Genomic DNA, 11,568 nt, shown 5'->3' with positions numbered 1-11,568 from the left:
GGTCTCTGGTAGATCCCTATCCTCTGGAAACGGCGGCCAAGCACCTGGTGGACGCGGGTCGGCTGGAAGAGGCGTTGCCCTGGTTCGAGCGCGCCGCCGCCGCAGGCGACACCCATGCTCTGCGGACGGGGGCCGAGTATCTGGTGGACGCGGGTCGGCTGGAAGAGGCGTTGCCCTGGTTCGAGCGCGCCGCCGATGAGGGCGACACCCATGCTCTGTCAACGGCGGCCAAGCACCTAGTGGACGCGGGTCGGCTGGAAAAGGCACTGCCCTGGTTCGAGCGCGCCGCCGATGAGGGCGACACCGGTGCTCTGTCAACGGCGGCCAGGCACCTGGTGGACGCGGGTCGGCTGGAAAAGGCACTGCCCTGGTTCGAGCGCGCCGCCGATGAGGGCGACCCGATGGCTCTGATCGGCGCGGTTGATTGCCTGGTGCGATTCGGACGACGCAATGACGCCCGGCAGCTTGAACGGTACGGCTGGGAACCCGAGAGATCCATAGCCGACCCATGGACTCCACCGGTACCTGCCCTGAGCCACCCTTGAATCCACCCGTAGCTACAGCGGGGCACCCTGTCCGGACCGAATCTCCCCAGATGACTTCTGTCTGCGCAACCGAGCGAGATCTCAGCTGAGGCGAAGAAGCACTGTCAGCTGATGATCGAAATACCCGTGCGAGTATCTGCGGACAACTCAACAGCGCATAACCGAAGTGGGACGGGGGGCGGGCCCTGGTCTCGGTGGAGGCAGGGCACATCGTGCTGCGCTCACGGAGGGGCACGGACCTGGTGGCATCGTTCCCAGAGATCTAGGCGAGGCCGCGCAGTTGCCGGATGCTACGGCGCTGGATGGAGCGGCTGCCCGAGGGGAGGCTACCGGATGTCACTGGGGGAATCGGTGATCTGGCCGCCATTGTCGGTGGTCTGTTCGACGTCGGCGCTGCGGGCGGTGACGGGGGATCCGGTAATGGTTCCGCCCCGGGTCGCGGTCTGTTCGATAACGGCTCCGTCGCGGCCGGTAGCTCCGGATGCCTCGACACGGCCGTTGTGGTCGGCACGGACGCGGTGCCGAGAACGGCTGGCAGACGGGCCGCTGGCGAGTGCCAGGAGCGCCAGCCAGGCTCCGGCGGCGGCGAGAACGGCCAGGGCTGCGGCCCAGGTCCAACTCCACTGATCGGTGATCTGGTTGGTGACCACACCGGTCGCGATCGTGGTGAGGACGCCTCCGACGGCCACAGTCTTCTGCATCGTTGTCGCCATGGTGGCCTTCCGCCTCGTGCCGTCGCCGTCGAGCTGTCAGAAGGTCGCTTTCCTAGCGGTTCACCCTCTGCAGCATCTGGCTTTATGTCAGATTAGCGGCATAGGAGCTGTTCGGGTGAGAGATACGCGGTCTGAGGTGGGCATGGGGGATGTCGGGGAGCTGTTCACCGACCGTGATGCAGCGCTGAGGGCTGTTGACGCTCTGGTTGCCGAGGGCGGTACGGGACGGGTCCTGGTGCTGACGGGTGTGTCGGGGATGGGCAAGTCCACCGTGCTGGCTCGCCTGGTTGCGCGGCCGCCGGACCGCTGGGCGTGCGCGGTGGTCGACGCCGAGGTGCTGGTGTCGGGGATGGTGGCGCGGGCCGAGGGCGGGGAGGAGGCCGCGCTGGAGCTGCTGCGCCTGGTCGGTGGCCGGTTGGCCGCGGCGGGGCCGTGGTGGCGCAGGCGCTGGCTGCGGCAGAAGGCGGCGGCGATCGGCGGCGTGCGGCCGTGGCGGGTCAATGTGCGGCAATGGGCCGGGTTCGGTGGCCGTATCAGCCACTCCCCTGTCCAGGTGTCCGCCGGTGCACTCACGCAGGGCGAGCGGCGGGGGCAGTGGACCGGCCAGTTGGTGGAGGTGGCCCGCGCGGTGCGGCGGCGCCGGCTGCTGCTGCTGGTCGACACCAGCGAGCTGCTGGCCTACTTCGACGACGTCACCGCCGAGCAACCCCGCCCCGGGCGCCCATACGGTGTCGCCAACTGGTTCGTCACCGTCCTTGAGAAGTTGCTGGACCAGATGCCGGAACTTCGTGTGGTGCTCGCTGGCACCACCGCCCCTGCGTCGGTCGCAGCCGACGGCCGTGACCGCGGCCGAATCGTCCGGGTGGAGCTGGAGCCGTGGGCGCCCGAGGACACCGGCAGGTACCTCGCCCGCCGTGGCCAGTCCGTCGATGCCCGGGCCGCGGTGGCGGTGACCGGTGCCGCGGGAGGGCTTCCCGTCGAGATCAGCTGGCTCATGGACATCCTCACCGGACACCTCACCGACGGCCACGACCCGGCGTCCGCGTTCGGGGAGCTGATCGCCGGCCTGGCGGAGCAGGCAGGTCCGGCCCGCAGGGCATGGCTGCGCAGCCACGTCCTGGAGCGGATCAGTGACGGCACCTTGCGCCTGCTGCACGCCGCCGCCGTCCTGGAAATCTTCACCCCTGACGCCCTGCTAGCTGTGGCACGCGACGGCGGCTCGAACGGTACGGCGGACCGAGATGCCTTCGCCCGCCTGGAGCACAGCTCCTACATCCGTTCCCTAGACGCAGGTACCGGTCAGTGGCGGGTGCACACCGTTCTGCGCGGCTGGCTCCTGGAGGCGGCGCGCGATCACGACGCACGGCAACCGCCGCCGAAACGCATCCTTCCGGCCCTGCACCGCGCGGCCGCCGAATACCACGAAGCCCTCGCCGTAGACGACCGGTGGTCCTTGCGTGCTGCCCACCACCGCTTCGCCACCGGCGATAACCGGCACAGCGCCGTGTGGACCGCCCACCTGACCCGCGCAATGGGTACCCAGCCGCTGGACACTCTGCGGATCCAGGCGCTGGCCGACGCCGCCCTAGCCGTCCCGGGCCCTTCGGACACGCTGTCCGCGGTCTTCGCGGACGCTCACCTGGCTAGCAGCCTGCTGGACTTCCAGCGCGCCCGCTATCCCGCCGCGCAACACCACGCCGAACGGGCTCTCGCCCTCTATGGGTCCCTTGACGGCCACAGTGAAGCCGTCCGCACAGCGGCCCGCCTCGCCGGCCACGCCGCCTGGAAGCGGCCCCGCTACCAGGACGCCGTCACCCACTGGACCACCGCAACCACACCGCACACACACGGGTCAGACACGTTGGAGGGGACGCAGCGTGGAACAACCGCCGACGGTGCCAGCTATGCGCTTCGGGCAGCTCTCGCTGAAGCCGTGCTGGCAACCGGCGACGCACCCCGGGCCCGCACACTCCTCGCAGCACTCCCCGAAGCATCTCCCGCAGGCCAGACCGACCCCATCACAAACGAGGCCCTTGGCGAGGTGGACACTGGCACGCTCGCAGCCGCAGTCGCGGAGGCGCTGTCCGCGTACCCGCTGCCCTGCTCCCTGCCTGGCGACATGCTCCTCCTGCGTACCCGTACCGCTTACGCTCTGGGCGACCATGACGAGGCTGCCGCCTATGCCCTCCACATTCTGGAACAGCCGAAGACCAGCGACCATCACACAGCCCTCGCTCACGACGTCCTGGCCCTCATCGCTTACAGCTCCTGGGATTTGGAGCAGGCCCGCCAACACATTCGCCAGGGCCTCACCGCAGCCCGCCGCTGCCCCGACCAGGGCTGTCTGGTCCGGCTGCTTCTGACCGATGGCAACCTCGCCGACCGCCGAGCAATGTGGGCACCATCGAGCATCGGACGTCAGTCGCCCATTCAAGAGGTCACTGTTGCTGCGGCATCCGCCGCGCCGACGACCAGCATGTCTCTCACGGAGCGCACCGAATCAGCCCGCCAGCGCGAACTCGCCGCCAGGCAACGTGCCGCTGCGGAGGGTCTCGCCGCTCAGCTCAACCACTCTCAGTTGCACTCACAGGCCATCGCTTCCCGCGATCCAGCGGCCGCCCTCACCGTCTACCGTGCCATCGGCGACCGGCATGGGGAAGCCACCGTCCTTGGGCTGCTGGCGGAAGCCGCTGCCGAGCGCGCCGACCTCGACCGGGTCGAGGAACTCGCCAACCAGGCCCTCGCCATCCACCGCACCCTCGGCAACCGGCGCGGAGAAGCCAGCGCCGTGGAGCTGCTGGCCGGCGCCGCCCGCCTGCGCAGAGACCCCGGCCGGGTCGAGGAACTCGCCATCCAGGCCCTCGCCATCCACCGCACCCTCGGCAACCGGGACGGAGAAGCCACCGCCCTGCAGCTCCTGGCGTACGCCGCCCTCCAGCGCGGCGTACCCGGCCGGGTCGAGGAACTCGCCATCCAGGCCCTCGCCATCCACCGCACCCTCGGCAACCGGCGCGGAGAAGCCACCGCCCTGCAGCTCCTGGCGTACGCCGCCCTCCAGCGCACCGACCTCAACAGGGTCGAGGAACTCGCCAACCAGGCCCTCGCCCTCCACCGCACCCTCGGCAACCGGGACGGAGAAGCCAGCAGCCTGGTGCTCCTCGCAGACGCCGCCCTCCAGCGCGGCGACCTCAACAGGGCCGAGGAACGCGCCAACCAGGCCCTCGCCCTCCACCGCACCCTCGGCAACCGGCGCGGAGAAGCCAGCAGCCTGGGGCTCCTCGCAGACGCCGCTTACCTGCGCGACGACCCCGGCCGGGTCGAGGAACGCGCCAACCAGGCCCTCACCATCCACCGCACCCTCGGCAACCGGGACGGAGAAGCCCTCGCCCTGGGGCTGCTGGCCGGCGCCGCCCTCGGGCGCAACGACCCCGGCCGGGTCGAGGAACTCGCCAACCAGATCCTCGCCATCCACCGCACCCTCGGCAACCGGCGCGAAGAAGCCAATACCCTTGGACTCCTGGCGGATGCCGCCCGCCTGCGCGGCGTACCTGGCCGGGTCGAGGAACTCGCCAACCAGGCCCTCACCATCCACCGCACCCTCGGCAACCGGCGCGGAGAAGCCACCGCCCTGCAGCTCCTGGCGTACGCCGCCCGCCAGCGCGGCGATATGAGGACCGGGCGCCACACCCTGGCAGAGGCAGCCGCGCTGTATGAGCAGATCGGGATGGTCCGGCAGGCGGCCTCCTGCCGCCAGCAGCTAAAGAGGTGGTGACACAAGAGATGCACATCACCCCCCACGACATGGGCTTTGCATGAGACACGAGCGGCGACTCACATAAACGGCGAGCTGATCGTGTGGGAGTCCGAACGGCTCGCGTTCGAGCGTCTCCAGGGCCGGCTGCAACGGCGCGGCCCGGCTCGCTGCAGAGTGGCCCGCCCACTTCGTCGCCTTTTCCATAGCGCTCAGAGGCTTAATCGGTCGTCTCCGCCTCCCCGCTTGGGCCTGTACCGGCGGGAGGCGGCCGTCTCTCCAGCGTCCGCACCGCGAGCTGGCGAACCTGAGCCGACCGTGCCGTGCCGTCACGGCTGCGTACCGAAAATCACAGTCTGGCGCGGTGGCACAGGGTCTTGGGGATGCTCGGTCTAGGTCGGGAACAGGGGCGGGGAGCTGCGGGTATGAGGATGCGCGTGCAGGTGGGGCGGCGCCGATGGATGTGGGTGCTGGCGCGGCTGCTGCTGGCGCCGGTGGCGGCCGGTGTCGTGGGCCTGATCGTGTGGACGGTTGCTCATTTCGGGCTGGACAAGGCGGATCAGACGTCCAGCGTCGTCGGCGGCGTCGCCGGCGTCCTCGGCTTGCTGGTCTCCCTGTATGTGCTGCGCTCCCCCGCCTCCGATAGCGGGTCCGACAGCGCGGGCCCGGACCGGCAGTGGGTGAGTGCGGCAGCTTCCCACCCGTCCTACCGGGCACCGCGTCTGCGGGTTCAAGTGCGCGGCCGGGACGAAGAACTGGCTACCCTGCGCCGGCTCGCGTTAGGCCGGGCGGGTGGGCTGGTGGTGGTCTGCGGGACGGGCGGTCTGGGCAAGACGACTCTGGCCGCACAGACCGCACACGAGGCGGAAGTATCCGGGCGAGCGGTGTTTTGGGTGCGCTGGCAGGACGATCCCGGCCGGCTCGCCGACGATCTCACCCGCATCGCGCAGGCCCTGGGGCTGGGTGAGGCCCGCCTGCGCGAAGCACAGGCTGGACGGGCGATCCTGGTCGATGCGGTGTGGGAACACCTGGCAGCAACCAAGGGCTGGGTCATCGTCGTTGACAACGTCGACACCCCCCGGCGCATCGGTCCTGGCAGCGATCCGCTGGCCGCCTACCGGGGCTGGCTGCGTCCTGACGGCGCCGGACTGCTCCTGGTCACCAGCCGGGACACCTCTCCCGCCACCTGGGGGCCTCGCGCCCACCTCTTGCACCTGGAACCCCTCAGCCCCGCCGCGGCTGGCACCGTCCTCTGCGACAGCTCACCCACCGCCGGCACCGCTACCGAAGCCGAGGTTCTGGGAACCCGGCTGGGCGGCCTGCCCCTCGCCCTCGAGGCCGCCAGCCGTTACCTGGCCTCCCCCACCAGCCGCTACACCACCTTCACTGCCTACCTCCAAGCGTTGGACCGGGAATTCGGTGACCTCATCGGCGCCGAACACCCCCAGGCCGCCGATCCGGACGTGGCCCGAACCGTCGTCCGCCACACCTTCGATGTGTCCTTGAAACAGCTCCACACCGACGGCTACACCCTCGCCCGCCCGCTCATGCATCTCCTGGCCGTCCTCGAGGCCGCCCCCATCCCCCGCACTCTGATCACCCCGGCCCTCCTCGCCGACGCCACCGGGCACCCCGTCACCGCCGCCGAACTCGACGCCGCCCTCGCCGGACTGCACCAATACGGACTCCTCGCCACGCACACCCCAGCGACAGCAGGCACCGACCGGCGAGTTCAGGTCGGGCAGGTGGTTCTGCATCCGCTGATCCGTGAAGTCATGGCCCTCACCGACCCAGACCCAGGCCGCTGGTACACCGCCCTCGACACCCATCTCACGCAGGCCGTCAACGACACCATCGACGCCCAACGTGCAGGGTGGCCCACCGCACGCCTCCTCACCCCCCACCTCCCATCCCTCCTGGACCGCGCGCCCGACGCCGACTTCACCAGCGCACGCGACACACTCGACCGCCTGGCGGAGACCCTCGGGGCTGCCGGCGCAGCGGCCGAAAGGCGCTTACTGCATCAACACGTTCTGGCCGCCGAGACCCTCCACCTCGGACCCGACCACCCCGACACCCTCGCCAGCCGCAACAACCTCGCCACCACCCTCAGCGACCTCGGACACCACCAAGAAGCCGCCGACCTCCACCGACAGAACCTCACCGACCGCCAGCGCGTCCTCGGACCCGACCACCCCGACACCCTCACCAGCCGCAGCAACCTCGCCAACGCACTCCACGACCTCGGATACCACCAAGAAGCCGCCGACCTCGCCCGTGAGGAGCTCGCCGCCAGCGAGCGCGTCCTCGGACCCGACCACCCCGACACCCTCACCAGCCGCAACAACCTCGCCACCATCCTCAGCGACCTCGGACACCACCAAGAAGCCGCCGGCCTCCACCGTGAGGAGCTCGCCGCCAGCGAGCGCGTCCTCGGACCCGACCACCCCGCCACCTTCACCAGCCGCAGCAACCTCGCCACCACCCTCAATGACCTCGGACATCACCAAGAAGCCGCCGACCTCCACCGACAGAACCTCACCGACCGCCAGCGCATCCTCGGACCCCACCACCCCGACACCCTCATGAGCCGCAACAACCTCGCCGCCGCCCTCAATGACCTCGGACACCACCAAGAAGCCGCCGACCTCCACCGACAGAACCTCACCGACCGCGAACGCGTCCTCGGACCCCACCACCCCATCACCCTCATGAGCCGCAACAACCTCGCCACCACCCTCAATGACCTCGGACACCACCAAGAAGCCGCCGACCTCCACCAACAGAACCTCACCGACCGCCAGCGCATCCTCGGACCCGACCATCCCCACACGCTCAGCAGCCGCAACAACCTCGCCCACGCCCAGGCCGCAGCCGTACGTGCTTCGCGAACCCGGAGCTGGTCGAGGTGGCGGCGTGCCCGCTCGTGACTCACCGCCCTTCACCGACCGCATCCGATGGCAGGTGTGTCGGAGCTGGCTCGGTCTCTTCGATGAGGCTCGGTCAGGGAGACACCGAGGCGGCCGGATCTGAGGGTCGGCGACGGCCTGCGGCGGTTTCGGAGGCGGGTGCACCGTTGGCGCCGCCGGATCTGCTCAAGCAATGCGTCCACGCCCGCTGCGGCAGCGCCATTTCGGTGCTCACCCGTCCTTGGCGGTCTCCGGCTTCCCCAGCGATACGTCCGCTCCGCCAGTCTCAACAGGTGACGTCTGGGTCCTCTTCAGCCTCACTGCACGGCAGACCTAGTAAAGTTCGGCCGCATGAGCATCCCGAGCCCCAGAGGAGAGCGAGAGAAGCTAATCACTGCTCTCACTCCCAAGCTGCGCAGGCATCTGAAGATCCGCGCCTTTGAGCACGGAATGGACATCCAGGACGCGACCGAGCATGCCATCAAGGCCTGGTACGAAGCCGATGGCATCCCCGAAGTCGACACCGAGGGAGCCAAGACCTGGGGGACGTTCCTCCCTGTCGGCGGCCCTGATGAGTTCAAGGCCGTCTGCTCGCAGCGCGGCATCACCTACGTGCAGGGGCTCGCGCAGGCGTTGACTCTGTGGCTCAGCAACCACCCCTCCCCTACGACCCCGTTGGTGTCGCAGCCGGTCGTGCGGGTCATAGTGGCCAACCAGAAAGGCGGCGTCGGCAAGACGTTCATCTCTTCCGGCATGGCGCAGGCTCTCGCCGAGGCCGGCCGACGCGTCCTGATCGTTGACTACGACCCGCAAGGGCACCTCACTGCCGAGCTCGGCTTCGAAGACCTCATGTACGAGGACGACGTTGAGACGCTGATGATGCACATGGATGGCACCGCGAAGGGCGACATCCACGACCTGCTGGTTGCCTTGGACCAGGAGCGCTTCGGCGAGCGGCTGCATCTGCTTCCTGCCTCCGACGACGCGTTCCTCCGCGACGTCGCCCTGTCCAAGGTGAGCTTCAGTGAGGCCGCTTTGGAGCGTGCTCTGGAGCCGCTGGAAGAGGACTACGACGTCATCATCATCGACGGCCCGCCCAGCCTCGGTCTGAACATGGACACGGCCCTGTACTACGTGCGCCGCCGTGAGGGTGAACTCGCTGACCGGTCGGGCCTCATCACCCCGGTCTGGGCCAACAAGGCATCCCACCGCGCCTTCCGCCTGTTGAAGTCCCAGAAGGACGACTTGTGCGCGAAGGGCCGGATCCAGGTCGACTACCTGGGTCTGATCATCAACGCGTACGACAGCCGCCGCGGCAAGCTCGTGAAGGAGAACAAGGATGAGTGGGAGAAGAGCAGCTCCCCGCCCGTCCTGGCGGTGATCGGCGACCTGAAGGAAGGCCGCGAGGCCGCTGACGGCGAGATCCCGCTGCTTGAGTACGCACCCAACAGTGAGCATGCGCAGGCGATGCGCGACCTGGCGAAGGAACTGGCGGTATGAGGGACACCAGCAAGAGGGACGGCCAGCAGCGGGTCACGCGCGGCTTCAGCATTGAGGAGGGTGCGTCTAGCGGAGAGCAACCGCCCCGGCGCGTCCGTACGCGATCGCAGATCATGAACGGGGAAGGCAAGAGGCCCCCGGCCGCAGTAGAGCTGAGGCTGCTGGCGCACAACCCGTTCAACCCGCGCGAAGAACTCACCAACATCGAAGAAACCGCGGATTCCTTGCGGGCCAAAGGGCAGATCCAGCCCGTGACCGTGGCGCGGCGAGCTGCCTTTATGGCGGCGCATCCCGGGCAGGAAGACGCGCTCGGGGAAGCCGAGTACGTCGTCATCGACGGCAACCGTCGTCTGGCCGCCGCCCATCTGGCGGGCCTCGAAGAGCTGCGGATCGACGTCAACGACGACCTCGCAGCAACTGCGGCGGACCTCCTGGAGGCCGCGCTGATCGCCAACGTTCACAGGGTGGATGTGCCGCCGCTCGATCAGGCCCGAGCGATTCAGGAGCTGCTCGCCAAGCACGGCACGCAGGAGAAGGTCGCCCAGCGTCTGGGGAAGTCCGGCGCCTGGGTCTCCCAGCGTCTCGCTCTCCTTGAGCTCCCTGAAGACCTGCAGGAGAAGGTGGAGTCGAAAGAGCTGTCGGTCAAGGACGGGCGCCGTATCGGACGTCTGCCCAAGGATCAGCAGCGCACCGAGGCGTCCAAAGCTCTTAACCGGGTTAAGGCCCCTCGCAAGCCCCGCGGTAAGGCCGCCGCCTCGGATGGGAGCGGTACGCCAGCGCCAGCGGCCGCAAGCACCGGCGTGCCCCACCAGGCATCCGTCGAAGGGGAGACGTCTGCGGCAGGCCTTAACCCGGTTAAGGCCCCCACCCACGATGCCGTCCCGGGCACAGATGCGACGGAGCAAGGGGAGACCAGCCAGCCGAAGCGGTTGCCGTACGACGATGCCTTCTCCGTGGTCACCCACCTGCATCTGAAGATGGAACCAAGGGTCTTCGCTGAAGGCGCGCGGGTGTGGCTGAGGATCTTGCGCGAGCAGCATCCTGACGCATACAGCGCGCTGCTGCAGGAGTTGCCCCAGCAGGAGCAGCCAGTCTGAGGCAGGAAACGCACAGGAAGGCCGGGCTTCCCGCAATGATCGCGGGAAGCCCGGCCTTCCTGTGCCAGGGTTCAGATGCTTTACAGAGGCAGCCAGTCCATCTGGACGGTGCCCCAACCGGCGACCAGGCCGATGATGATGAACAGCAGTCCGAGTGATACGCGCAGTTGCAGGTACCGCCCTGCTGCCACCATCAGTCCCGTACGGTCCAGCCGGAAGTCCCAGCCCTCCTGGGCGTCCCCCGAACCGTCGGTGGCCGCTCCGGTCAGCTCCCGCTCAATCATGCGACGTCCTCTCTGCCACCCACCCCGGGGCGCCGATCCCCACACACGTCATGCTAGGTAGAGATAAGGGATACGCCCTTCCTTCTCTCACGTCAAGCTAGGTAGAGCTGAGTGGCAATCATGGCTAGACTGCGCGCATGAGTACGAGTGGCCCCCGAATGGCCCCCGCCCTCGGGCGGCCGTCCAGACCGCGCCGGCGTTACTGCAAGTTCATCACCAATGGCGCCGAACAGGCCCGAGTCGCCATCGCGGACGCGTACAGCAGGCGATCACGTCGCCTCGGCACGAAACCGACACCTTCTCCGGGCGCGGGGCAGTAGATGTTCCTGGAATGGGCGGGCGTGGTGGGTGCTGCCATCGCTCTGGCTGGAGCAGTGGCCGAGGTGTGGCTCGACCTGCACGGCCACAGACGGCGCAAACCTAGCCCCGCAGAGCGGAGGGGCCTCCCGTGGCGCCAAAGGCGACGAGTACGCGCCGCCATGTCGTATGAGAAGCGGGTGGAGCGCCTCGAAGCGGTACTCCATCCGTTCAAGGCGTTGAAAGCGGTACTCGCAGTCCGCAGGGCGGGGAACCGGGTCGGCCCGCGGCTCCGCCTGATCGGTGCCCTTCTTCCCGAGGGGGATGAATGGCGCGTCGAGGAGATGATGAACCACCGCAACGAGCTGCGTGCTGAGCGGGGCCGCGTGCCCCTCTTCCACTACGTACGCCTCTTCCTGGCGGCGCTTGAGATCCGTTGGGAGGCGCGGGCCTACCCGGAACGACGCGTCGA

At 68.7% G+C, this 11,568-nt stretch carries 7 protein-coding genes and 1 pseudogene; 6 read left to right on the top strand and 2 right to left on the bottom strand.

What is annotated here, in order from left to right; genetic code table 11:
• The coding region (locus tag KUM49_RS03855; protein ID WP_217235243.1) for a tetratricopeptide repeat protein at positions 1–545 on the top strand (545 nt) is incomplete at its 5' end.
• A gap of 326 nt (positions 546–871) precedes the next feature.
• Here the strand turns inward: KUM49_RS03855 and KUM49_RS03850 are convergent.
• Positions 872–1,246 carry a hypothetical protein gene (locus KUM49_RS03850; RefSeq protein ID WP_217235242.1) on the bottom strand — a complete coding sequence of 125 codons (375 nt, stop codon included), beginning with the start codon at positions 1,244–1,246 and terminating at the stop codon, positions 872–874.
• A 154-nt stretch (positions 1,247–1,400) separates the two neighbouring features.
• On the opposite strand from KUM49_RS03850, the gene KUM49_RS03845 reads away from it, so the two are divergent.
• The 4 genes from KUM49_RS03845 to KUM49_RS03830 all read left to right on the top strand — a co-directional run bounded on the left by KUM49_RS03845 (position 1,401) and on the right by KUM49_RS03830 (position 10,515).
• Positions 1,401–5,030, top strand: coding sequence for a tetratricopeptide repeat protein (locus KUM49_RS03845; protein ID WP_217235241.1), 3,630 nt, complete (start codon positions 1,401–1,403; stop codon positions 5,028–5,030).
• A gap of 404 nt (positions 5,031–5,434) precedes the next feature.
• On the top strand, positions 5,435–7,939 hold the full coding sequence (locus KUM49_RS03840; protein WP_254400706.1) for a tetratricopeptide repeat protein: 2,505 nt from the start codon (positions 5,435–5,437) through the stop codon (positions 7,937–7,939).
• A gap of 330 nt (positions 7,940–8,269) precedes the next feature.
• Positions 8,270–9,418 carry a ParA family protein gene (locus KUM49_RS03835; RefSeq protein WP_217235240.1) on the top strand — a complete coding sequence of 383 codons (1,149 nt, stop codon included), beginning with the start codon at positions 8,270–8,272 and terminating at the stop codon, positions 9,416–9,418.
• Positions 9,415–10,515, top strand: coding sequence for a ParB/RepB/Spo0J family partition protein (locus tag KUM49_RS03830; RefSeq protein WP_217235239.1), 1,101 nt, complete (start codon positions 9,415–9,417; stop codon positions 10,513–10,515). The genes KUM49_RS03835 and KUM49_RS03830 overlap by 4 nt, the downstream gene beginning before the upstream one ends.
• Before the next feature lie 80 nt (positions 10,516–10,595).
• Here KUM49_RS03830 and KUM49_RS03825 read toward each other — a convergent pair whose 3' ends face one another.
• Entirely contained in the window at positions 10,596–10,799 is a 204-nt protein-coding gene (locus KUM49_RS03825) for a hypothetical protein (protein ID WP_217235238.1), read from the bottom strand.
• Between the two features lie 479 nt (positions 10,800–11,278).
• Between KUM49_RS03825 and KUM49_RS03820 the strand changes: the two are divergent.
• Positions 11,279–11,568: pseudogene (locus KUM49_RS03820) on the top strand (hypothetical protein); the annotation flags it as partial.

This window comes from Streptomyces sp. AC555_RSS877 (assembly GCF_019049245.1).
In the GTDB taxonomy this organism is placed as follows: domain Bacteria; phylum Actinomycetota; class Actinomycetes; order Streptomycetales; family Streptomycetaceae; genus Streptomyces.
The sequence above is the reverse complement of the archived record's forward strand: the minus strand, read 5'-3'. Positions and strand labels throughout refer to the sequence as shown.

Bases quoted from the DNA above. Each gene is read 5' to 3' on its own strand.
- KUM49_RS03850 (WP_217235242.1), bottom strand. From the start codon at position 1,246: ATGCAGAAGACTGTGGCCGTCGGAGGCGTCCTCACCACGATCGCGACC.
- KUM49_RS03845 (WP_217235241.1), top strand. From the start codon at position 1,401: ATGGGGGATGTCGGGGAGCTGTTCACCGACCGTGATGCAGCGCTGAGG.
- KUM49_RS03840 (WP_254400706.1), top strand. From the start codon at position 5,435: ATGAGGATGCGCGTGCAGGTGGGGCGGCGCCGATGGATGTGGGTGCTG.
- KUM49_RS03835 (WP_217235240.1), top strand. From the start codon at position 8,270: ATGAGCATCCCGAGCCCCAGAGGAGAGCGAGAGAAGCTAATCACTGCT.
- KUM49_RS03830 (WP_217235239.1), top strand. From the start codon at position 9,415: ATGAGGGACACCAGCAAGAGGGACGGCCAGCAGCGGGTCACGCGCGGC.
- KUM49_RS03825 (WP_217235238.1), bottom strand. From the start codon at position 10,799: ATGATTGAGCGGGAGCTGACCGGAGCGGCCACCGACGGTTCGGGGGAC.